The sequence below is a fragment of the Pseudomonas sp. LTJR-52 genome (assembly GCF_003691465.1).
GTDB lineage: Bacteria > Pseudomonadota > Gammaproteobacteria > Pseudomonadales > Pseudomonadaceae > Chryseomonas > Chryseomonas luteola.
In genome coordinates, this window is sequence record NZ_CP033105.1 from 4,670,016 (window position 1) to 4,694,766 (window position 24,751).

A 24,751-nucleotide genomic window follows, 5' to 3' on the forward strand; every position below is an offset into this window, starting at 1 on the left:
CGAATTTTGTTGTCTGATGACGTGTATCGGCGGTCAGTCTTGGGGCTTGAATTTATTCAGTGACGGATAAAGCCCACTGCATCCATGGCTCAAGCGTTCTCGAAAGCGAAGCTCTACCAGCTACCCGTTTTCTACTGCGATATTCCTAAAAAGCTAACTACCAGGTGCAGCTATGAATGCAGAGTCTGCAGTGTGCTCAAGCTGGTAGAGCACAGCCTGTCCAACTATAGAGATGACCCGTCCAAGAAGGAGCTGAAAAACCGCCAGTTAACTATCTTCAATCAACTGCTAGATTCGCTCGGTCAATATATCGACCGTGAAGGGTCTGGTCATAATAGGCATGCCGATTTCCAGGTTTCCATCGCCTACCACAGCGCTTTCAGCATAACCTGTGATAAATAGTATTTTGAGGTCAGGGCGGCTAATACGCGGCGTCAGCCATTTGTCTTCCGTTAGCCCAACATCGGAAACTAACAGGTCGATAGCGGTATCGGATTGCAGGATTGCAGGATTGCAGGATTGCAGGATTGCAGGATTGCAGGATTGCAGGATTGCAGGATTGCAGGATTGCCAAGCCAGAAGCGCCATCTTCAGCTATCAGGGCGTGGTAGCCGAGTTCTTCAAGAATCTCCACGACCAGGATACGGATAGTCGGCCCATAATCCACAACCCGTACCGTCCCGCCAGTAACGGTACGGGGCAACTGTTCTTGAGTGGGCTCACTTGCGGTATTTACGGCCTTTTCTTCTGCGCGAGTCAAATATAGACATATCCGTATTCCTTGCCCCGTTTCCGAAGCGATATGCATCTGCCCACCGGTTGGCGCACGAAGCCGTAAATTATGGAGAGCCCCAACCCCATGCCTTGAGGTTTAGTAGTGACAGTGGTCAATATGTGCAATGCAGATGGACAGGTTTTCGGGACCCTAGGGTTGTGCCGGTCCAATCATATGAGCGGGCATGCACCCCATCTCCCGCCGGCAGAAAGAAAGGCGCAAGACATAGGCGGAAAAGGAGATTTGCGCATCATGCAAGTTGGACGTCCTGTAATGATGACAAAAGGCAAAATCAGAGAACCTTCCACGTGGCAACCCACCAAGATGGAGAGGGTGCAACACGCGTTTAGCCCATCCGGTACGGACGTCAGACTAGAAGTGCTTTGTGCTGCAAGTGTGGCAAGGAACATGAGAAGCACTGTAAAAGCACTGTGATAAAGAGGGGTAAATAATTACTACCCGAGCGAGCCATGATGTAATGGATCATCCTCATGAGTAAATTCATGGCTATTGGATGCCGGCTGGTTAAGCCGACGCTGGATATCCATCAGGACCGTTTCCAAAAGCAGACGGTTACGTGCCTGGTCAGGCGTTAAGATCCACTCAAGTGGATGACCTCCTTCAACAGGTAGTGCGGTAATAACCAGTGTCCCGTCAGGTTTTAGTAAGGTATCGACTTGATAACGGTCACGGGCCGAGTCAACAAGCATGATCAAGGCATTCATAGAGTCAGCTACATCGTTGGGTGTTATCTAGTTAGAGTCAGGCTACTTCAAGAGATTCTTGAAGACTCTTCCCGCTCGTCTAAAGGTTTTCCTGCCCAGTTAAAGCCTTTCTTATGCTCCGCCTTCACCCTGCATCTGATCGCTATGCGGGTCCTTTAGTGAGCCTTGGTTAAAAAGGTCCTAATAAGCTGCGGGAGGGGTGATCTATTACTAAAGAAGAGAACTAATTCAAAGTATTTATGCTGGCAAACTCACAAAACCAAGGTTTTTTGTCAATTGCTTTTGTATTGAACGTACTATGAATTTGTTTTGATGATTTATAAGTTATTTATCAATAGAAGGCAAATAGCCAGTATTCTTTCGAAATCACTCGTACCGTCACAGTAGTCTGGTTATTTGAGCCAATATGACGGTAATAATTGCCCGCAATACTAAGCTTGTCTGTTTCAAGCATTGATCTAAGTAGTCCATTGCCTGCCTTGACAGCGTCTGCGTCGCCACGAGCTTTATGATCCCTCAACAGATTGGTGTGGGTTGGCACGCTTGGTGGTTTCGAAAACAAACCGCATGTAAAGGACATAAAATTAATGATCACGGTTAGCAAGCGTAACGTCTATTACGCATGTTTGTTTATCCTTCTTATTTTTCAATTTGGTGTGTTCGAACAAGGGCACACAAACCCTATTGGCGTAAAGTACGTCAGTGAATTGTACTTGGCGATATGCTTGGGTTTTACAGCGCTTCTTCTTACAGGTACGCCTCCTGCCAACAAGCAGGACTACAACCTCGGCTTGAGTTTCTGCCTTTTTTCTGCCTTTGTGTTCTGTTTTCTACCTGCATTATTTTCAAATCTTTTTTATGGGCAGCCGCTGTTCTATGGATTGATTGAAGAGCGTCGTGTCCTGTTCTGTTTCAGCTTTTTCGTTATTGTCTATTTTGCAAAGCGTGTAACCGCTACCCAATTCGAGCAGCTGATACTGCTGGTGGGTCTTATCTCCGTTGGGCTTTCCTGGCTTTCCTACGCAGGCGTGCTGCCCGATCTTCGTGAGCAGGTGCTTGACCTTAGTCGTCCCGGACGTGCCTCGCCCGGCGCAGCGGCCATCATCTTCTCCTACTGCCTTAGCGTCTATTTCATGGGGCATGGACGATCTCCCTTGAACGGCGCTCCAAAGTCAAAAGTGCTCTATGGCATCCTGGCGTTCGTCTTGCTGGCCACGATTGTCTTCGTCATGCAGACAAGACAGGTCATCGTGATCTGCTTTCTCTTTACCGCGATGTGTCTGAAAAGCCGCATGGTGATGCCCATGATCCTGGGTAGCATTGCGCTCTTTCCGATATTGGTGAACCCGCATATCCTCGATAGCTTGGGGCTCAACCTTGACTTCTATATGCAATCGGTGGAGAGCGGGCCTACGGATAATGTGCGGGAAAACACCATTGCCGCCATCATGAACCATTTGCATGAATACAATTGGGTTCCTAGCGGCAGCTTGAGCCTGATGTGGAATGATGGGTTCAAACGATTCTTCAGCAACTACTTCTTCCTGTCTGATGTAGGGGTAATTGGTACCTTATTCCGCTTCGGATTCCTAACATTTGCCATCATTCCGATTGGCTTGTTCATCCACTACAGGGTTGCAACAAAGTTAAATCCCAACTTGGACTTTACGCTGGCGTTCTTCCTGGCCAACCTTGCCATGTGGCCGTTGGTAGGTGTGTTCGAGTATCAAGCACCTACGGCTTTTCTTCTCGCCCTACAGGCACTCAAAACACACTATCAACATACAGCCAGAGCTACTGACGAAGTCGCAGCGGTACCGTATCCATACCCAACGCGGCTTGAGTCGTTGTCTGGCGCCAGAGTAATAAGAGGCATGACCTGATTCATTTTTAATAAAGGAAAAGGCTGGGCTTATACCCGGCCTTTTCCTTTAAGGGATGCCAGTAAAGCCAGATCAAGCAGATAGGTTGATTCAGAAGGGATTACAGGAGAGATGATGCATAGCGAGGCAATAACGATCAGCTTATGTAGCTGCTAGAGAATGCTGTTTTGTTGTCTTACGTAGGGAATCTGGTATGGGCTGGCAAAATACGCGTCTGATGCGAACGCACCTGGCCTATTACGGAGGGAGAAAAAGTAAAGATAAGGAGCTGTCCCTAGCTCCAGATACAATCCATCACAGCCCGTAGGTAAGAGACTGCTGTTATTTGGACAAAACGGTCAGCGTCTTGGGATAACCTACGACCGATCCATTGACTGCCGCGCCATCAACATAGACACCTAGATTAGTGCCAGCCTGCACATAGGTAATCTTGCGGACCTGACCATCAGCTAGCTTAACCGACTTGCCCACCTGAAAGGCGGCTTTGTTGGCGGCCGTGCCCGGTACCGAGAAGCCAGCCTTCTTACGGTACACACCATTGAGCCAATCGGTGTTGGTAAAATTGTTGATGGTGCTGGTCACTGAAGCCGTCGTAGTGGATGGTGCCGGCGCAACAACGGTCGGTGTAGGTGCAGGCGAAGTTGTTGTTGCCTTCTTCGGGCCTATTTCCGTACAGCTGCTGCTGTCCATGTATTTCTTGAGCGTCGGCCACTGCGGGCGCTCTACACCATTGATAGGCTCAACCGACATGAAATAGTTGCCCCAACCCGGACCTGCCGCCCAATAGGACGCCGGTACGCAATTCTCTTTCAGGTAGGCCAGCATATTGTCCATCAGGATGTTCCAGCGCGGGTTGTTATCCGGTACGCCGAACTCACCAATATAGCCACGCTGACCATGCTTCTTCAGCCACTCTACGAACGGCTTGACCCGATTCACGCCGTACATCACGTCCAGCTTGTTGACGTCTACGTCACCATAGCTGCCACCGGCGTTCTCATCGAAATACGAGTGCGCCGAGAAAATGATGTTGTTGGACGGATCCTTCAGGTTCAGCAAGGGATCATTCCACTCCGCCCAGCGGGTAGCGCTCGACCAGCCGTTACCTTCCACAATGATCGGGCGGGTCTTGTCCACGGCGCGCACACCGTTGATACCGTATTGCGCAGCGGTCGCCCAGTAGGCCAGGGCCCCGTTGGGCTCATTCATGATGTCGTAGGCGTACAGGGCGGGTTGATTACTCCACTGCTGGGCAATCTTGGTCATGATCTCCTGGTAGCGGGCATACGGAACGCCACTGGTCCCAATCACCTGGCCGCGATAGCGTGCATAGTTATGCAGGTCCAGAATGATCTTGATGTTGTGCTTTTGCGCATAACCAAAGGTGCGGTCGATCAACGCAACATAGGCTGGATCCAGCGGGCCACCCAGCTTGGGTTGCAGGCGCTCCCAGATAATGGGGAAGCGGAAGGTCTTGATACCCCTGGCGCTCCACTGCTGGAAATAGGATTCCACTGGAAAGATATAGTTAGTGCCATTGATTCCAGGTAGAACATGGGGGGCAAATCCCGCACCGGACAGGTTCAGACTAACCAGATCGACCGGTTCGGCTTGTACGTAAGTGGTTCCAAGCGCCAAGGCGGCTGCTAGGGGAAGGCTTTTCTTTAACAGTTTCGAAAAAAACATTGGTATCACCATACTGCTGTGACCAACCGCGACCATTTCCTGTACTGCAAGATCAGGCGGAGGCTCAGAATTAAAAAGAATTGGCTAGGCTACCGCCAAGCGGAGCGCGCTCTGTGCTCTGCGCACTGAGTTATACAAGCGATATGCCAAAACATTGACATGAATTGAAACAAAGCCAGATAAAGCTTTATTTGCTAATTTAAGTTGCTGATTTTTATAAGGTTTTATTTATTAAAACGCGCATTACCATTCGTCGGCCCGAGTATCATGAAAATAAAGTAATGGCAAAGTAATTTCATGATCTGACGGATTCTTGTTGTTTTACTGTATTAAGCAATCGGTCAATGATGATTTTCTGGCTATAAGCCTTTTATCCTGACGGAGTATTAACGTGTAGAGGCTATTGTTCCTTATGGAATGGAGCCGTAAGCACGGTTATTTCAGCTTGGCGTTAACGTGTCATGTGCTTTTCATCTAAGCCAAGCATCCTTGGTCAGGCTGACGACCGAAGCCTACCGAGGACATTACGTCATGGCGATGCCGATCGATAATGCCGGAACCTCTCGCAGTAACTTCCGCACCGCACTTCATTCATTTAGCGCGTTTATCAAGCGATCCCAGGAAACGCCGCGCCCTGAAGGGGACGCACCAAGACTCCCTGAGTCGCACCTGCAGCAGCAAAAGGTAGTTGTAGAGCCGGGTGACACCATGACGGGTATCGCCAAAAAGCATTACGTCTCACTGCACGAGGCAGCCCAACATAATCCGCAGATTTCTGATATTGATCACATTCACGCCGGTGATGTGGTCTTTTTACCTCCTCCAGCACCAGAGCAGCTGGCCGTACAGCCTGATGGCAAAACACTGTTCCTTGAAAACCTGCAGTCTCGAGGTAATGCCATCGAACACGCTAACACTACAGACGGCGCGATCGATTACGCAGTAGAGACCGAACAACTGAAACAAGACGTGCAAACGTTTTTGTCCGCTTTGCCAGCCGCTGAGCGTAACGACTCTGCGCAATGGTTATTTGATCATGACTGGACGGACAGCGGGCCGGCTCAGATAGCGATAGAGCAGGGTGCCGAACAGATGGGGTTGGTGCTGACGCCTTCCAGCCACAAGGGTCCGGACGTGGAAGCGCAGGTCAGGGAGATTGTTCAGCAGGTTAACGCATCGCCGAATCCTGTTGCCGCATTGGAGACACTAGGAAAGGCTTACTCCACCGTTACACCTGATGTAAAAGAGGTTTTGTTGCAGTCATCAACAGACCAGGAGATCTTCCAAAGTGCAGGGCAATACGCGCTTGACGCCTTGAATCAGCAGGATAACCAGTCTGGCCAGCTCGTACCGATGAAAACTGTATTCGAACGACTGGATAACATGACACAAAACCTTGACCCGCATCTTGCGGCAAAGGTCGTCGAAGCGGCGATTCCCGGACTGGAAAAGGTATTGCTCGAGCCCAGCGATAACCCAGTCCCGCCCATGGTAGGCTCGTCAGGGGCGTATCATCTGGTCAACGTAACCGGACGCATTGCCGGTCAGCCTGGTGCTGAGGAGACCATTAAGCGTTTGGTCGAGCTCGGACTTTACGAGCGGACGGGAACTGTGCAGAGCATTGCCGAAGGAGCAAGTCCAGCTTATCCGCTGCAGGTGCTGAGCTTTGTGGGCCAAGACGACACACGCTATGTTTTAGAGGGCGATATCCTGCCAGGCCTGGATCAGTTCCAGAAAAAGGTTACGGATGATCTGCAGGCGTATGGAAAACAGATGGAAGAGCTCAATTGGCTCACCCTGAATGGGGGCGCTGTCATGACTACTGAGCAGCGGGATAACGCCATCCAGGATTATCTTGACTCGCGACCGCCCGAGTGGGAAGAGCAGACCCAGGCGCTAAAAGACCAGGTTGCTGAGGACGGGCGTGATCTCTTATACCAGCTGCAGGCGCTGCAAAATCTTCCGGCAGACTTTAAAGGTGACCGCAAGGCGATCGAGGACCAAATCCGCAGGACACTGGATAATCCCGACGCAATTACAGCCATGAGCTCTGCGGTGGCCCAATATCCGGGACTGACAAACGATCTGGATCAATGGAAGTTGATTGGGCAGTTTGGCAAAACAACGGATCGTGGTCGAAAGTTTCTTGAGGAAGTGGCTACGCAGGTTCTACGGCACAAGGTGATGCCAGAGTTTCAGAATGTAAAGGCGGGAGATGCTGCCAGCCTCCAAAGTGCCCTCAACAAACTGGAAGGGCTCAAAAAAGGCCCAGTAGCTGATCTGTTTGGTATACCAGACAAGGATCTCAATAAGGCTATTGATGCCTTGAAAGAGGCATTGCCGAAGCCCGGCGAAACAGCCGAGCAGATTACCGACCGTCTCGCTCGCTTCAATCTCAAGTTGGACGATATCAAATCAACCAATGGTGTCAGGACCTTTGATAATCAGGCGCGCGCTGGCCAAACCTTGAGGATGATCGGGGCGGCCGGTGCCGCTGCCGTACTGGCAAGCTCCGGGGTTGCGTTACATAAACACCAGAGCCCCGAAGCCATCCTTAAGGTTTGTCTTGACGCTGCCGGCACGGCCCAAAAGACAACCGAACTCTTGATCGGCATGGGCAAGATACCCAAGGATGGTTGGGTAGACACACTGGCCGGCGGTAGCTCTCGTCCTGCGGTAAAAGTCTTGGGTGTTGCCAGCTCGCTGTTTGATCTGGTCAACGCAGGCAAGGCGGCGGAGTCTGGCGATACGGTGGGAGCGTCACTCTATACATTGTCCGCAGCAGGAGGAGTGACATCAGCCTTGGGTACAGGCACTGTTTTTGGCCCAATCGGCCTTGGTGTAGTGCTGCTTTCGATCATTACATTGGGCACTCGTGACGTTATCAAACACCATGAAATGGCCAATCGCTTTCAAACGCCGGAAACCAGCCAATTTTTGACTCATGCTGAGCTTGATGAGGCGGCGGCAAAAGCACTTTCAGACCAGAGCGGAGACGGTTATAACGTTCTGCCGTTGCTCTCACGTTACGCCGAACTCAAAGGATTTGATCTGCAGAATAACCAGGACCAGCAGGCCTTTGTCACCTGGATCAATAACATGCCAAATGAAAGCCTATTGTTGTTACGGGACAACCTCCACCGCGTACTGGACAGGCGAAAGGGAAGTTATGATGACTTTCCGGAATTTCAATCCCGATCAAACTCCTGGATCTACGATACTTCCGATACCTATTTCAGTCAGCGCCTCAAAGAGAACCCTCACTTCGTGGAGATGGGCGTTGCTTATCCCAATTCGGTTTACCAACTTGATCAGACCTTGGACATGCTAGACCTAGACCGATTGGCAGTAAGCTGATCGGGCTGAGCCTGCGTTTTCATCAGCGCAGCGCAGGCTCAGTAACCTGTCATTTCCAGATAGCCGATTCCGGTTTCGCTGCCTTGTACGCGTACGGGCCCTTCCCAATAGGGTGTTCCTACATCCATCCAGGCGTTGGGATTAATGGCTGACACCTCAATGTTAAGCCCGCGTTTGATTAGGGACAAAGACCAGCGCGTTGGAATTTTCCGCCCCGCGATCAAATGTTCATCCAAAGCTTTTAACTCGATTTCGTCTCTTTGCAGGGGTTCGGTCTGGCCGTCGGCCTTTATCCAGGTACCGCTCAGGTAGTTATCGCCATCTGCCTGTCGCAAGCGGAACACCATAAGTTGTCGACCATCCTGCAGGTGTAGCGAAAACCAGTCCCATCCGTGCTGATCTTCCGAGAGCGGCTGACTACTCCATTCGCGATCAAGCCAGGCCGTGCCGCTTACGGCCACGGGTTTGCCCTCGATTTTCAATACACCCTGTGCGCGGAAAAAAGGTTGGCTGTAGTAATAGGACGCTTGGCCTCTGGTTGACTTGCGACTCAAGCCTTGGTCCCCTTGGAGCACAAGTGGTTGATCTGACGTCAACTGGAGCTGATAAGAGAACATATCGCCACGGGCCTGCACTTTAAGATCTGACGATGCTTCGCCTTGCATTGACCAATCATCAATCCAGGCAGCAAAAGGTTCAGCTGTCACGCCGGCCTGTCCAACGCCCCCTCGCGCCTGTGTCTGGGCATGGAATTGCTGCGTGCGGGTAGTCAGTCCCGCGTGACCTAACCACAGATTCCCGTTGTCCCAGCCGGGCTGGTTGGCTGCGGGACGCATGGCACTACGAAAAAGCGTCCATTGCACGCCATAGTCATTGCCGGCAGCGTCCTTTAGGTTGGCAGTGACATACCACCACTCGATACGAAAATCAGGATGAGCGCCATGATCGGCTGGAAAAGAGAACACCTTGCCCGGTACGACCTGAGCAAAGCCCTGGCTTTCCTGGCCCAGACCGGCAAAGCCTTGTCCTTTGGATGAAGAGTCATCGCATCCGCCTAGGACAAAAAGGCCTACAACCAGACAGCCAATCCTAGCGTTCATCGGACAGTACCCTCAGCAAGTCAACCGGGCGGCTCCGCCACAGGGTCCAGAGAGGCCAAGCTGAGGCCAGCCAGGTAGCCAATAGAGCGAGTCCTGCCAGACGCATCAGCTGATCCGGAAAAACCTGGAGCGGCAAACGCCACCCAAAAGCCTGAACATTAATCACGGCCACCAGGCACCATGCCAGCAGAATGCCCAGCGGAATCGCCAGGAGCAATGTTAGCAATGTTAGCAGCCACGTCTGACCTACGTTAAGCAGCATCAGCTGGCGCCGCGTAACACCCATGGCCCATAACGGCGCGAGTTGCCCAAGGCGGCTTTGGCTTTGCGTTAATAAAGCAATAAAGAGCGCAACACCTGCTACGCCCAGCGTCAGCGTATTAAGGGCCGAGGTTGCACTGAACGTGCGCTCAAACACCTGCGTTGCCCATTGTTTGAGCTGTACCTGATCCACAAGACGGGAGTCATCGAGAGCAAACGTATCCTTGATGGCCTGTTTCAGGTTGCCAACGGCTGAAGGCTCCATACGCAGCGCATAACGGCTTACCGGCAGGTTGGGCCAATGGGCTTTCATTGCCTTAGCATCTACCAGAACATGGCCACGAGGGTTTCCATAATCCGCGTAGATACCAACGACCTTGGCAAGCCACGTTCCTTCGGCTGTCGGTAGTTTTACCGTGTCGCCTATTTCAACCTTCAAATGCCGAGCCAGTTGTTCACTAAGCATGACGCTATCGCCCTTAAAGAGTGCGTCCCAAGGGTTATCTGCTCGTGCCTCTAGTAAGGGCCAATGGTTGCGGTAAAGCTCATCATCCTCTACGCCTGCAATGGTCAAAGGCCAACCACCCAATTGCGTTTCAAGCTCAAGACCTGCCAAAACACGGTCAACTTCAGGACGCGCTGTTAGCCAGTTAGCCATCTCTTGCACCTGATCCGGGCTAGCTGGGCGGATATAAAGTTCGGCAGAAAGGCGCTGATCCAGCCAGACACTAAAGGTATGCCGAAACCCTTCTGTCATACTGCCGGCACCAATATTAGCGGCAAGGGCTAACAACAAAGCCATGAGGGCCAGACTCAGGCCAGGTAACTGTTGTCGGCAGTCGGCGATAAACCAGCCCAGTAATGGTGATCGCATGGAGGCAGGTGCCAGTCTCAGCAGGCCGCTGAGCGCTACCGGCAGACCTAAAGCTGCCGCGAGCAATAGGCTGCCCATCATGACGAAACCTGCCGCCAGGCTATTGCCTGTCAGCCAGGCAATGAAGGCAACCACTGCTGCAACAGCAGCGATCCATCCTTGGCGTTTTAGCCAGGCACGGTGGGCCTGATGCCAAGCCTCGCTATTGGCCAGTCCTAGCAATGGCAACCGAGCGGCGCGCCATAAACTGTTTGCGCCCGCCAACAGCGCACCCAGAAGGCTAAGTCCCAGGCTACCTAGCCACCAGATTGGACTGAGAGAGAGCTCTCCGGCCACCTCAGCACCATATAAACCTCGTAAACTGGCTGCCACGTCTGGTAAGAGTAGGCTGGCCAGTACGTAGCCGCTAACAATACCTGCCAGCCCCCCTAGCAACGCGAGCGCTATCAGTTCTCCAGTCAGCGCTATCAGGAGTTTTTGAACACTTACACCGCTGGCGCGCAATGTACGTAATAAGGGTCTTCGTTGCTCCAAGGCCAGCCCGATAGCCGCGTGTACAATAAATAATCCAACTGCAAAGGCTAGCAGCCCAAGCGCCATTAGGTTGAGGTGGAAACTTTCGGTGAGCTGGCCCGGGTCGTTTTCATTTGAATGGGGCTGCCATTGCAATCGTTCATTCCACGGAGAAGGAAGGGGTTCCTGAAAACCTGCTGGGAGAACAAGACGTGAGAGTTGGTCCGGCGCCTGAAGTAGCCGCTGGGCCACTCCGATGTCGACTAGCAACATGCCGGGAGCCATGCCTGACTTACCTGTTATTGGCGGGAGGCGTTGCCCATTAACCAGGTAAGGCCGCTCACCCTCCTGCAGGTTCAACTCATGTAGTGTTTGGTTAGCAACCCAGGTTTGCCCAGGTGGACTAATAAATGCCATCAAGTCCTGTGTTTCGGTCGGTTCGCCCGCTATGGACGAGCCCACCGGCAGGCTCACTGGTTCGATACCCATGATTTGCAGACGGCGTGTTTGGCCTTGAATAACGGCGCTGCCTTGTAACATTGGTGACACAGGCCATCCCTGCCGGCGTAACGCAAGAAAGCTTTCCTGAGAAATAAGTCCGCCATTACGTGCAGAAAGTGTCGCTTGAGGTAAACCGCCAATGAGCTGACTGGCCTGCGCATAGCTTTGCCTTGCCTGGCTGTTAAGCGCTTGAACGCCAGTCAATAATGCCGTGGCTAGCCAGAGCCCGGTAAATAGACTGAAAAACTGCACGGGGTGTTTTCGCCAGTGGCTGATTAGGCTGCGCACAGACCAATACACAACACCCATGGTCAGCTTCCAGTAGGGGTAGCAATTTGGCCTGCCCGCAACACGACGCGTTGCTGCAACTGTGCCGCTACCTGTGGGCTATGAGTAACCATTAGCAGCGTACAGCCACTACGGTCTACCAGATCCAGCAACAGCTTGAGTACTTGGGCGCTAGTTACTTCGTCCAGGTTACCGGTCGGTTCATCAGCCAGTACTAACGCTGGACGTGATGCCAAGGCTCGACCCAATGCCACACGCTGTTGTTGTCCTCCCGAAAGCTGCTCTGGATACCGTTGCAATAACTCGCTCAGACCCAGTTGCTCGGCAAGCTGTGCCTGCCACGATGGATCGTGCCGTCCCGCAAGTCGGGCCTGAAAAGCTAGATTATCCTCTACCGTCAGACTGCCGATGAGGTTGAACTGCTGAAAAATCAGGCCAATCTCACAGCGACGCCAGTCAGCCAGCGCTTGTTCGTTAAGTGAGTGTAATGCTTTTCCATCGATATCGATGCGGCCACTATCTGCCTTGTCGAGTCCGGCAATAAGATGAAGGAGTGTGCTTTTACCACTTCCCGATTCGCCCATAAGAGCCAGGCTGCCACCACGCTGCAGATCTAAATCTATACCTCGAAGTACCGGCAGAATGCCCTGAGGGGTGGGGTAGCTTTTATGAAGTTGTCGCACATGAAGCATAAGTGAGCCTTGATACGTCTGGTAAACGCACAAGCAAACCAGAGACAGCGATCGCTGGGATGATCTGCGAAGAGGTCATATCGAACCCAAATCTCATGACTTAGTTCTTGAGATAGGACCGATGTAAGAAATTTATACAGTAAAAATAAAGCCGCTTACTAGACTAGCGAAGAGGTGTCGTTGGCCTTAGGAGTTTCAGATAAAGGTCTATCGAAGATCATAACGCAACATTACTCGGTCACAGGCAAGCAGTCGTGCTCAACAGAGCCTTTTGCTAAAAGTAATCGTATCTTTTTCAAGTACTATTTTCTGCTATAGCAGCTCCAATCCTAAGGCCATCCTGTTTTATGCATAGTATAGTCAGTACTGATGTGAGGCATGAGGGGTCTTATTTATATAACTGGATGATCAATGTTGTGATATCAGTGTGATATTAAGTTACTGTAAATAGTCTGTAACGGTTTTCTGGTTGACTTTCACCCTATTAAGCGTAGCGGAGTTATGGAGATCGTTCTCATTTATACATAGTCATGCCGTTAGTCATCTTTGGCAGGCCAGCCGATATAAGCCAGTTGCAAAACAGCAGCGCTGCGTTAACCTCAACAGACCATAGTCAGCTACGTTTGTATTGTCATGAGAAGTAATACTGCAGAAGTAGTAGATATGCCTACTATCACCCCTATCGGTACCCAGTGCACAACAGGTCAGACGTGTCCAGAAAGTGGTATCTGGACAGTTGTAGGTGCTCCTCGCACGGCCTCGCCCATCGTTAAAGGCAAACGGTTTCCGCCTTACTGCGGTAAGGCCGCTGTTTGGCAGTTAGCTTTGCACGCCTGATCTTAACCAAACGTTAGCCACTTCACGCTACCTTGATAGCGCGCGTTTGATTGGTGCGTCCTGAAAAAGACCACCCCAGTAAAAAAGCAGCAACGGGGGAAATCGCTGCTTCTGGGGTGGCTGATGACGTGTTACAAACCAAACAACGGATCGTTCGCTTGCCCTCGCATTAAAGCCTTTCTGTTGTAAAGACGATACCCGTTCCAGGTAAAGGCTATGTAAATTTTTGGACATGTTGAAACTGATATACTTTGCCACCTGGTTGGGACTTATAGTGATTGAAAGTAAAACTCATAGCATTCTTGCATTTCCAGTAGAGCCTTTTTATCCGTATGATTTAAGAGGTTTAGGTGCAAACATCGCTTTGGCTTCATCCAGAGAATTTCTTTCTGCTTGATTAACGGAAAATTTTTAAAGCCCATTTTATCGGGTTTCATTTCCTTCTAGGTGTATGAGAACATTCGACCAAATGATATGTTCAAAATTAAAGCCAAAACAGTATTTAGAAATCGTTCTGGTTTATTAGGAGTTTTAAAATTATTGAAAACATGGGGTGTCACAGTTGAAACTGTGACACCCAGAGCTTTTAGAGAGGCGGTATAGTATTTACGCCTTTTCTAGGCTTCAACATGAAAGGCTTCTCTATTCCCAAGAAAGTTAACAGGGAAAGCCCACATACCAATATCAGCACCAAAGGCAGAAGCATAATGTAGTGAGAAACATCGCTGCCTATAAAGGGATAGACCTGTAACCAAGAAAAAAGGCTATATAGCACAAGCCCGTGAATTAAATAAACGCTGTAGCTGATCTCACCTAAAGCCTTCAAGCCGTAACTACTTAATAATCCAAACAGATCGTTACCCAGCGCAATAATGGCAAACGCTATGCTGAGGAGCACAGTCTGAGGTACAGAAAAGTAATCCGGCATCGTCATACTATATGCGACGAGGGCTATTGCCAGAGCGCCATAGACGGGTTTCTTTATATGATCGATCCATGCTGGCCGGTGTCGCTTGATCAGCACGGGGATGAATCCGGCGATAAAAAATAGCAAGAAATGGAGCTTCAATACTTCCAATTGTGCTGCAGGTAATGCAGCTACTACCACGATGAGAGATAGGGCAAGGTAGCGGCCGTAGTTTTCGCGGTTGATCAGCGCTGCGAGAACAGGAAGGGCTAGATAAAAGAACCATTCATATTTCAACGTCCACTGGACGCCGGCCGTAATGATGCGACTCTCTTGAAAGCCATTAAAAGAGGCACCAAGAAAAACAACCCATCTCAGGCTTTCCTTGGCCAGTTGAGTAAGCGATACCAGATCAAATCCGGTTCGATACAAGCTGATAAATACGACTACTGCCACGACGAATGCGTACAATGGCATGATTCTCCAGAATCGAGACTGGAATATATGTGGCCAGTCAGGCTTGCGCTGATAAATTTTTCCAAAGAACAGAAAGCCTGTAATCATGAAAAAGAGCGTGACGGGAACCGCCCCCATATTGTTCAGGAGCGCACTGCTGTCTGAGCCTGCCCATTCGCCAGTGGTCTTCCATTGGTAGGTCACCATAAAGTGGCAGCAGACCACAGTGGTAGAGAGTACGCCTCGTAGTGCGTCAATAGGGGAGGATCGGGTTAGCGCCTGCTCTGACAGGATATTTAGACGCCTGAATAATCTGTCCAAAAAGAACATGGACAACACATAAATAAGCAGTAATTCCAGCGTTACAGTCATAGCAGAGTTGATATCGTAATAGTGTTGCTCTTCCAGCCTTTTTAACGGTTAGTAGATTTTTAGTCGAAAGAGCGCTTGGATCTGCTCCTGGTAAGAGAGGGGCAGTACGATAATCGACAAAAACCATAAGACCATGCGGAAAGGCATCGGCTAGGAAGACCAATGAATGGACAATGACGAGGCCTTCATAAGGCTGACGGTCATCAAAGGAAAAGAAGCAACCCAGTGGTAAGCCATAGGCTGTTGCGACTATTGCGGTCAAGCCCGAGCGGCTTCTAAATTCCAAAGAATCCTATGTGTTGATTATGACTGGATAGCGGTTGGTTTCCTGAGTTCTTACGATCCCCCTCAACACTATGTATTTGGGTAGGGCTTTTGGCGCAGCGTCTTGCGTTAATGCTTACCACTTTGCTTTTGTTTAAGAAAAAAGCCATTTAGAAACCCTGTATTTGTAAATTCATCAACCAGCTGCTCTCTATGCGCTAAGTATTTCTGGTAGATAGCAGCTAGGGTAATGACTGATAGGTTTAAAAGCCGTTCCTTTTAGCGGCTTCAAAATTAGAACTGAGTCAGCTTCAATCGTTTGTGGTAGAGCATTCCGTCTTACTCTTGTGAAATGCCTCGCACCTCATGCACCTATCGAGGCACACTATCTAGACTTCTTTCTTAAAGAGTTCTCTGCGTAACGCTTATCCAAGATGTTCAAATAAAGCTTGACCTGTGAGCGGAGGGGCCTATAATGCGCCCCACTTCCGCTGCAACGGAACAGCAAAAAGCCTTGTAGATCAATGGCTTAGCTGTTTAGTCAAGGTCAGGCCTCCGGTCTGGCAGAAGTGGAAAGAGGGAAGCGGTAGTTGACAAGCCCCTGGGCTTGTGTAGAATACGCCTCCCGCTGCCAGAACAGGTTTTCTGATCCGGCAGGTCCGGCAAGCGGTTCGGCTGGTTAGACCGGTTGAACAAAAAGCTTGACAGGACAAGAGGTTAGCGTAGAATGCGCGCCTCGGTTGAGACGAAGGTCTTAACCAACCGCTCTTTAACAAGTTGAATCAAGCAATTCGTGTGGGTGCTTGTGCTGTAAGACTGATGGATCGACAAGATTATCAGCAAGACAAGTAACACTCGTGAATTCGAGAGTTTATTTGCGATTGCTGAGCCAAGTTTAGGGTTTTCTCAAAACCCGGATATGTTTGAACTGAAGAGTTTGATCATGGCTCAGATTGAACGCTGGCGGCAGGCCTAACACATGCAAGTCGAGCGGATGAGGAGAGCTTGCTCTCTGATTCAGCGGCGGACGGGTGAGTAATGCCTAGGAATCTGCCTGGTAGTGGGGGACAACGTTTCGAAAGGAACGCTAATACCGCATACGTCCTACGGGAGAAAGTGGGGGATCTTCGGACCTCACGCTATCAGATGAGCCTAGGTCGGATTAGCTAGTTGGTGGGGTAACGGCTCACCAAGGCGACGATCCGTAACTGGTCTGAGAGGATGATCAGTCACACTGGAACTGAGACACGGTCCAGACTCCTACGGGAGGCAGCAGTGGGGAATATTGGACAATGGGCGAAAGCCTGATCCAGCCATGCCGCGTGTGTGAAGAAGGCCCTCGGGTCGTAAAGCACTTTAAGCTGGGAGGAAGGGTTGTAACCTAATACGTTGCAGCTTTGACGTTACCAGCAGAATAAGCACCGGCTAACTCTGTGCCAGCAGCCGCGGTAATACAGAGGGTGCAAGCGTTAATCGGAATTACTGGGCGTAAAGCGCGCGTAGGTGGCTTGGTAAGTTGAATGTGAAATCCCCGGGCTCAACCTGGGAACTGCATCCAAAACTGCCTGGCTAGAGTACGGTAGAGGGTGGTGGAATTTCCTGTGTAGCGGTGAAATGCGTAGATATAGGAAGGAACACCAGTGGCGAAGGCGACCACCTGGACTGATACTGACACTGAGGTGCGAAAGCGTGGGGAGCAAACAGGATTAGATACCCTGGTAGTCCACGCCGTAAACGATGTCAACTAGCCGTTGGGGTCCTTGAGACTTTAGTGGCGCAGCTAACGCAATAAGTTGACCGCCTGGGGAGTACGGCCGCAAGGTTAAAACTCAAATGAATTGACGGGGGCCCGCACAAGCGGTGGAGCATGTGGTTTAATTCGAAGCAACGCGAAGAACCTTACCAGGCCTTGACATGCAGAGAACTTTCCAGAGATGGATTGGTGCCTTCGGGAACTCTGACACAGGTGCTGCATGGCTGTCGTCAGCTCGTGTCGTGAGATGTTGGGTTAAGTCCCGTAACGAGCGCAACCCTTGTCCTTAGTTACCAGCACATCATGGTGGGCACTCTAAGGAGACTGCCGGTGACAAACCGGAGGAAGGTGGGGATGACGTCAAGTCATCATGGCCCTTACGGCCTGGGCTACACACGTGCTACAATGGTCGGTACAAAGGGTTGCCAAACCGCGAGGTGGAGCTAATCCCATAAAACCGATCGTAGTCCGGATCGCAGTCTGCAACTCGACTGCGTGAAGTCGGAATCGCTAGTAATCGTGAATCAGAACGTCACGGTGAATACGTTCCCGGGCCTTGTACACACCGCCCGTCACACCATGGGAGTGGGTTGCACCAGAAGTAGCTAGTCTAACCTTCGGGAGGACGGTTACCACGGTGTGATTCATGACTGGGGTGAAGTCGTAACAAGGTAGCCGTAGGGGAACCTGCGGCTGGATCACCTCCTTAATCGATAGATCCCAGCTTTGGCATAAGCTCCCACACGAATTGCTTGATTCACTGAAATAAAGACGCGAGATGAGTCAAGACTCAAGCGTTAGACGATTGGGTCTGTAGCTCAGTTGGTTAGAGCGCACCCCTGATAAGGGTGAGGTCGGCAGTTCGAATCTGCCCAGACCCACCAATCGATGGGGCCATAGCTCAGCTGGGAGAGCGCCTGCTTTGCACGCAGGAGGTCAGGAGTTCGATCCTCCTTGGCTCCACCATCTAACACCGCGTTAAAGCTCAGAACTGAGTGCTTACCCCCCCCCCCCTAAGGGTTGGGTCGGAGCATTGACTTCTGAACTTTGTTTTCAGACTGTTCTTTAAAAATTTGGGTATGTGATAGAAGTACGAACACATAGGCTGTTTCACTGCAGACTATGTGGTCAAGGTAAATTTGCGAGTTCAAGCGCAAGTTTTCGGCGAATGTCGTGTTCCAAACCAAACATAACTTCAGATTCTTTGGGGTTATATGGTCAAGTGAATAAGCGCATACGGTGGATGCCTTGGCAGTCAGAGGCGATGAAAGACGTGATAGCCTGCGATAAGCTTCGGGGAGTCGGCAAATAGACTGTGATCCGGAGATCTCTGAATGGGGGAACCCACCTGACATAAGTCAGGTATCTCACACTGAATCCATAGGTGTGAGAGGCGAACCAGGGGAACTGAAACATCTAAGTACCCTGAGGAAAAGAAATCAACCGAGATTCCCTAAGTAGTGGCGAGCGAACGGGGACTAGCCCTTAAGCTCAATTGATTTTAACCGAACGCTCTGGAAAGTGCGGCCATAGTGGGTGATAGCCCCGTAGGTGAAAGGATCTTTTGAGTGAAATCGAGTAGGACGGCGCACGTGAAACGTTGTCTGAATATGGGGGGACCATCCTCCAAGGCTAAATACTACTGACTGACCGATAGTGAACCAGTACCGTGAGGGAAAGGCGAAAAGAACCCCGGAGAGGGGAGTGAAATAGAACCTGAAACCGTATGCGTACAAGCAGTGGGAGCCCACTTTGTTGGGTGACTGCGTACCTTTTGTATAATGGGTCAGCGACTTATATTCAGTGGCAAGCTTAACCGTATAGGGAAGGCGTAGCGAAAGCGAGTCTTAATAGGGCGTTTTAGTCGCTGGGTATAGACCCGAAACCGGGCGATCTATCCATGAGCAGGTTGAAGGTTAGGTAACACTGACTGGAGGACCGAACCCACTTCCGTTGAAAAGGCAGGGGATGACTTGTGGATCGGAGTGAAAGGCTAATCAAGCTCGGAGATAGCTGGTTCTCCTCGAAAGCTATTTAGGTAGCGCCTCATGTATCACTCTGGGGGGTAGAGCACTGTTTCGGCTAGGGGGTCATCCCGACTTACCAAACCGATGCAAACTCCGAATACCCAGAAGTGCAAGCATGGGAGACACACGGCGGGTGCTAACGTCCGTCGTGAAAAGGGAAACAACCCAGACCGTCAGCTAAGGTCCCAAAGTTGTAGTTAAGTGGTAAACGATGTGGGAAGGCTTAGACAGCTAGGAGGTTGGCTTAGAAGCAGCCACCCTTTAAAGAAAGCGTAATAGCTCACTAGTCGAGTCGGCCTGCGCGGAAGATGTAACGGGGCTCAAACTACACACCGAAGCTACGGGTTCATCGCAAGATGAGCGGTAGAGGAGCGTTCTGTAAGCCTGTGAAGGTGAGTTGAGAAGCTTGCTGGAGGTATCAGAAGTGCGAATGCTGACATGAGTAACGACAATGCGAGTGAAAAACTCGCACGCCGAAAGACCAAGGGTTCCTGCGCAACGTTAATCGACGCAGGGTGAGTCGACCCCTAAGGCGAGGCTGAAAGGCGTAGTCGATGGGAAACAGGTTAATATTCCTGTACTTCTAATTACTGCGATGGGGGGACGGAGAAGGCTAGGCCAGCTTGGCGTTGGTTGTCCAAGTTTAAGGCGGTAGGCTGACTGTTTAGGTAAATCCGGACAGTTAAGGCCGAGAGCTGATGACGACTCTTCTTATGAAGAGGAAGTGGTTGATGCCATGCTTCCAGGAAAAGCCTCTAAGCTTCAGGTAATTAGAAATCGTACCCCAAACCGACACAGGTGGTCGGGTAGAGAATACCAAGGCGCTTGAGAGAACTCGGGTGAAGGAACTAGGCAAAATGGCACCGTAACTTCGGGAGAAGGTGCGCCGGTGAGGGTGAAGGACTTGCTCCGTAAGCCCATGCCGGTCGAAGATACCAGGCCGCTGCGACTGTTTATTAAAAACACAGCACTCTGCAAACACGAAAGTGGACGTATAGGGTGTGACGCCTGCCCGGTGCCGGAAGGTTAATTGATGGGGTTAGCGCAAGCGAAGCTCTTGATCGAAGCCCCGGTAAACGGCGGCCGTAACTATAACGGTCCTAAGGTAGCGAAATTCCTTGTCGGGTAAGTTCCGACCTGCACGAATGGCGTAACGATGGCGGCGCTGTCTCCACCCGAGACTCAGTGAAATTGAAATCGCTGTGAAGATGCAGTGTATCCGCGGCTAGACGGAAAGACCCCGTGAACCTTTACTGTAGCTTTGCACTGGACTTTGAGCCTGCTTGTGTAGGATAGGTGGGAGGCTTTGAAGCGAGGACGCCAGTTCTCGTGGAGCCATCCTTGAAATACCACCCTGGCATGCTTGAGGTTCTAACTCTGGTCCGTTATCCGGATCGAGGACAGTGTATGGTGGGCAGTTTGACTGGGGCGGTCTCCTCCTAAAGAGTAACGGAGGAGTACGAAGGTGCGCTCAGACCGGTCGGAAATCGGTCGCAGAGTATAAAGGCAAAAGCGCGCTTGACTGCGAGACAGACACGTCGAGCAGGTACGAAAGTAGGTCTTAGTGATCCGGTGGTTCTGTATGGAAGGGCCATCGCTCAACGGATAAAAGGTACTCCGGGGATAACAGGCTGATACCGCCCAAGAGTTCATATCGACGGCGGTGTTTGGCACCTCGATGTCGGCTCATCACATCCTGGGGCTGAAGCCGGTCCCAAGGGTATGGCTGTTCGCCATTTAAAGTGGTACGCGAGCTGGGTTTAGAACGTCGTGAGACAGTTCGGTCCCTATCTGCCGTGGACGTTTGAGATTTGAGAGGGGCTGCTCCTAGTACGAGAGGACCGGAGTGGACGAACCTCTGGTGTTCCGGTTGTCACGCCAGTGGCATTGCCGGGTAGCTATGTTCGGAAAAGATAACCGCTGAAAGCATCTAAGCGGGAAACTTGCCTCAAGATGAGATCTCACTGGAGCCTTGAGCTTCCTAAAGGGCCGTTGAAGACTACAACGTTGATAGGTCGGGTGTGTAAGCGCTGTGAGGCGTTGAGCTAACCGATACTAATTGCCCGTGAGGCTTGACCATATAACACCCAAACAATCTGTTGTTTGGTAAAGACCAGCCGAAAGCTTGGTTGAACCGCAAATACCGATCACATACCCATTCGGGGAAACGACTAGACACCGGTTCCCCACCCGAATTGCTTGACGACCATAGAGCGTTGGAACCACCTGATCCCTTTCCGAACTCAGAAGTGAAACGATGCATCGCCGATGGTAGTGTGGGGTTTCCCCATGTGAGAGTAGGTCATCGTCAAGCACCTATACCCAAAACCCCCAGGCCTAACCGCCCGGGGGTTTTGCTTTTGCGGATAAAATAGGTTTGCGGAGCTGGAGCAGTTTATCTAGCGACGCATCTCTATTCGGCAAACCGGCCTAGTCCAGTTATACTGTCTTTTCGCCAATTTTGTACCTGAGTGTTGTTATGAGCTGCGATGCCTCTAACCTGAAATCTTATATCCGTGCTGTACCTGATTTTCCTAAGCCGGGTGTGATTTTTCGGGATATTACCCCGTTGTTTCAATCCCCACGTGCCTTAAGAATGACTGTGGACAGTTTGATTCAGCGCTATGTTGAGGCTGAGTTCACGCATGTGGGAGCGTTGGATGCCAGGGGCTTCTTGATTGGCCCCATATTGGCTTACGCACTGAATAAGCCATTAATTCTTTTCCGTAAAAAAGGAAAGCTTCCTGCCGAGTTGCTTACCGAGACCTATACGACTGAATACGGTGATTCCGTCATTGAGGTTCACAAAGACAGCTTGTCGCAAGGAGACACTGTACTGCTGGTAGATGACCTTATTGCAACAGGTGGGACTCTTGTTGCTGCGGCAAACCTGATTCGTCGCATGGGGGCTAATGTGTTTGAAGCAGCTGCTATTGTAGATTTGCCGGAATTGCAAGGCTCTAAGCGTTTACAGGAAGCAGGCATTCCGACGTTTAGCCTCACTGAATTTGCTCTTTCTGAGCGCTAAAAAAAGCCCGCTTTAGCGGGCTTTTTTATGGAATGTATTTTGGCAGGGAGCAGGCAATACACTAAACGCAGGCTTCTCAGCCCTGCCTTTATTGCTTGAATCAATAAGAAAAACACTGGTGCGTTAAGGTATCGAATACGGTAGGGCAGTATCCTCTCTTATATCGTCTTCTTTGAGCAGTTTGGCAACAATCTAATCAACCAAATGATGTCTGCTGCCAAATATGGTTACCATTATCCAACGGCAAATTGTGGCTCTAGCGCTCAAGAGAACGCCGGAGTGTTCATTATTGAAGCGGTTTTGGTACCACGTGCGTAAAGCTTAGGTCTGCACTGTTCGTAATCGACCAAGGATTTTTTACGGTTCCTTCAAAGGTAATATCTCTAAAACTCGAGTTTCGAAGAGCATCGATAATGGCAGGTGCTGTTCCTTTGAAACTCACCTTGGCAAATTCGAAGCGTTCATGGAAAGCATCATGCGCGCTGTCGCCCTTGATCTCCAAGGCTGCAGAGACAGGATTCTCCACGGTAACGTTGCTGACCTTAATATCCTGAAATTTGCCAGAGATATCCGAGCGCTTGTAGTCCAGGATGGCGTTAGGATCGTTATAGTCCAAGGTGAATATAAAGCCTTGCTTGGCACTATTACGAATGGCGGAGTCGCGAAAGATGACATTTCTGACGCCGCCGCCCATGAAGTTGGTACTTTTCATGCGCAGTCCGACATCGGTCCCATCTGAGACATTATCCTCGGCCAGGATATTCTGTATCCATGCCCCGGTGTGGCTGCCGGCAACGATCATGCCGTGGCCGTGACGAAAGTAATTATTGAAGACCCAGACATTTTCCTGTGGCTTCTGTTTGATGGCATCAGCTCCAGTCCCTGCTGCGAAGTTGACGCAGTCATCACCCGTCTCGAAAAAGTTATTGAAAACCATGGCACCGCGGCTGTTGGCAAATTCGATACCATCACCGTTGTTGGCATCGTATGTCTTGTGTGTGGTGTTGGCCATCACCACATTTTCCGTCTCTAAGTTCATGATGCCGTGGTAGGCTGGATTGAGTACAGTAAAGTCACCATAGAATACGTTACGGACGTTGCGCAGCGTGATTAGCGATGACCGCATTTGGCCGTACGCATCCTTGACGTTCATTCCTGACGCCACTGCTCTCTGAACTTGGTCCTTGGCAAGAATGCCGTCTTGCATATAGCGTGTGTTATTGCTTGCGACGTAAACTGGCAAGGCTCGTCCCAGCTCATCAGTGTCATCTTCCAAACGCTTCCAGCCATTGCCGTTGATAATCCCTTTACCTACGATACGGATGTTTTCGAAATGCTCTTCCGTGTAGGGGTCTCGGGGTAGCGCGTTGATAAGGGAGGCGGGACGGATGGTGGTGGAGTAGGCGTACTGAATATATCCCTTCGCTGGATAGTCTTCCCCGCGCTCTGAGCCGAGAAGCGTTGCGCCACGTCCAATTTCGAGCGTCATGTTGCTCTTCAGGTAAAGTGCACCAGTCTTGAACGTCCCGGCAGGAATGAGCACCTTGCATCCAGGTGTGCAAGCATCAATAGCGGCTTGGATGGCATGTGTGTTAACAGTCTTGCCATCTCCTTTAGCGCCGTATCGAACGACATTGAACACTTTGGGTAGACGGCTGGTACGCTGGACTACTGCTTTGCTGTCAGCGGATTCATTGCCATAAGCATCTACAGCACGCACCGTGAAACGGTATTCAGTGTCTGCCTTCAGACCCGTTGCCGTGAAGCTGTGGATGGTAATACGGTGGTGGAAGCCGTCTGTGTCTTCTTCATAAAAACGATTAATGTAAGGCTTGGCAGGTGAGACGCGATTGTTATTGGCGGTGGCACTGCCAATAAATTTGCCGTTCAGGTAGACGTTATAGTCACGGATATCCTGCGGATTTGCAGGCTTTTCCCACACCAGAACAATCTGGCTCTCATCGTAGGCTAGTGTAGGAACCTGTACGTTAACCGGCGCATCAAGTGCGAAGCAGGGTAACGCGGTAACGGTTAACCCCAAGGTTAACGCTGTTATAGTCAGAATCTGTTTTTTCACTGAGCGTGACAAGGCTGCAGGGGGTTCGATGCTCATAGATTTATCCTTATTGTTATGAACGAGAGGGTTTAGAGCGCCACCTTGAGCCCATCATAATTTATTTATGTGGTATGACAACAGCTAAGAAGCTATTCCTTCGGTTTGTAAACGAGCGGCTTCCTGAGCAGCTAAGTACAGACAGCCAATTTTATAACCTTTAGCTGCTATAAGGCTATTTGAGGCTAAAGCGCCACTATAACCCTCGACTTCGATGGTTATTCTCAAAAGGAGTGGGTGGACTCCCTTGACAAAACGGCGTTGCCAAAAAATACTGATCTTGTTGTATGACGACATACAGATGAAGACTGTTTGATGAAAGTAATCTTCAGGCCTTCC

Annotated in this window: 10 protein-coding genes, 2 tRNA genes, 3 rRNA genes and 1 pseudogene; 8 read left to right on the plus strand and 8 right to left on the minus strand. The window is 50.6% G+C overall.

Annotated elements, in window-relative coordinates:
* Positions 1-288: 288 nt before the first annotated feature.
* Positions 289-588 (minus strand): hypothetical protein, encoded by a 300-nt coding sequence (locus EAW52_RS21690; protein WP_122044023.1) that lies wholly within the window; start codon positions 586-588, stop codon positions 289-291.
* 642 nt (positions 589-1,230) lie between these two features.
* Positions 1,231-1,500, minus strand: a complete 270-nt coding sequence (locus tag EAW52_RS21695; protein WP_122044024.1) for a hypothetical protein — start codon at positions 1,498-1,500, stop codon at positions 1,231-1,233.
* Between the two features lie 587 nt (positions 1,501-2,087).
* On the opposite strand from EAW52_RS21695, the gene EAW52_RS21700 reads away from it, so the two are divergent.
* Positions 2,088-3,383, plus strand: coding sequence for a hypothetical protein (locus EAW52_RS21700; RefSeq protein WP_122044025.1), 1,296 nt, complete (start codon positions 2,088-2,090; stop codon positions 3,381-3,383).
* A gap of 573 nt (positions 3,384-3,956) precedes the next feature.
* Here EAW52_RS21700 and EAW52_RS21705 read toward each other — a convergent pair.
* A pseudogene (locus EAW52_RS21705) lies at positions 3,957-5,069 on the minus strand (glycoside hydrolase family 5 protein); the annotation flags it as partial.
* A gap of 531 nt (positions 5,070-5,600) precedes the next feature.
* Here EAW52_RS21705 and EAW52_RS21710 point away from each other — a divergent pair.
* On the plus strand, positions 5,601-8,426 hold the full coding sequence (locus EAW52_RS21710) for a LysM peptidoglycan-binding domain-containing protein (RefSeq protein WP_122044026.1): 2,826 nt from the start codon (positions 5,601-5,603) through the stop codon (positions 8,424-8,426).
* 38 nt (positions 8,427-8,464) lie between these two features.
* On the opposite strand, the gene EAW52_RS21715 is transcribed toward EAW52_RS21710, so the two are convergent.
* From EAW52_RS21715 to EAW52_RS21730, 4 genes are all read right to left on the minus strand, one after another.
* Positions 8,465-9,526 carry a lipocalin-like domain-containing protein gene (locus tag EAW52_RS21715; protein WP_122044027.1) on the minus strand — a complete coding sequence of 354 codons (1,062 nt, stop codon included), beginning with the start codon at positions 9,524-9,526 and terminating at the stop codon, positions 8,465-8,467.
* Positions 9,516-11,984, minus strand: a complete 2,469-nt coding sequence (locus EAW52_RS21720) for an FtsX-like permease family protein (protein WP_122044028.1) — start codon at positions 11,982-11,984, stop codon at positions 9,516-9,518. The genes EAW52_RS21715 and EAW52_RS21720 overlap by 11 nt, the downstream gene beginning before the upstream one ends.
* 2 nt (positions 11,985-11,986) lie before the next feature.
* Entirely contained in the window at positions 11,987-12,655 is a 669-nt protein-coding gene (locus EAW52_RS21725; RefSeq protein ID WP_122044029.1) for an ABC transporter ATP-binding protein, read from the minus strand.
* A 1,423-nt stretch (positions 12,656-14,078) separates the two neighbouring features.
* Entirely contained in the window at positions 14,079-15,227 is a 1,149-nt protein-coding gene (locus tag EAW52_RS21730; RefSeq protein ID WP_122044030.1) for an acyltransferase, read from the minus strand.
* 1,189 nt (positions 15,228-16,416) lie between these two features.
* On the opposite strand from EAW52_RS21730, the gene EAW52_RS21735 reads away from it, so the two are divergent.
* The 6 genes from EAW52_RS21735 to EAW52_RS21760 all read left to right on the plus strand — a co-directional run bounded on the left by EAW52_RS21735 (position 16,417) and on the right by EAW52_RS21760 (position 22,299).
* Positions 16,417-17,953, plus strand: a 16S ribosomal RNA gene (locus EAW52_RS21735).
* 98 nt (positions 17,954-18,051) lie between these two features.
* A tRNA-Ile gene (locus EAW52_RS21740) sits at positions 18,052-18,128 on the plus strand.
* A gap of 6 nt (positions 18,129-18,134) precedes the next feature.
* Positions 18,135-18,210: transfer RNA gene (locus EAW52_RS21745), tRNA-Ala, on the plus strand.
* A gap of 250 nt (positions 18,211-18,460) precedes the next feature.
* Positions 18,461-21,351, plus strand: a 23S ribosomal RNA gene (locus EAW52_RS21750).
* Between the two features lie 118 nt (positions 21,352-21,469).
* A 5S ribosomal RNA gene (gene rrf / locus EAW52_RS21755) occupies positions 21,470-21,585 on the plus strand.
* The 16S, 23S and 5S rRNA genes sit together here with 2 tRNA genes alongside, the layout of an rRNA operon.
* Before the next feature lie 165 nt (positions 21,586-21,750).
* Complete coding sequence (locus tag EAW52_RS21760) at positions 21,751-22,299, plus strand: adenine phosphoribosyltransferase (protein ID WP_010798695.1); 549 nt, start codon at positions 21,751-21,753, stop codon at positions 22,297-22,299.
* Positions 22,300-22,585: 286 nt separating this feature from the next.
* Here the strand turns inward: EAW52_RS21760 and EAW52_RS21765 are convergent, their stop codons facing one another.
* Positions 22,586-24,412, minus strand: a complete 1,827-nt coding sequence (locus EAW52_RS21765; RefSeq protein WP_122044031.1) for a glycosyl hydrolase family 28 protein — start codon at positions 24,410-24,412, stop codon at positions 22,586-22,588.
* Positions 24,413-24,751: the final 339 nt, after the last annotated feature.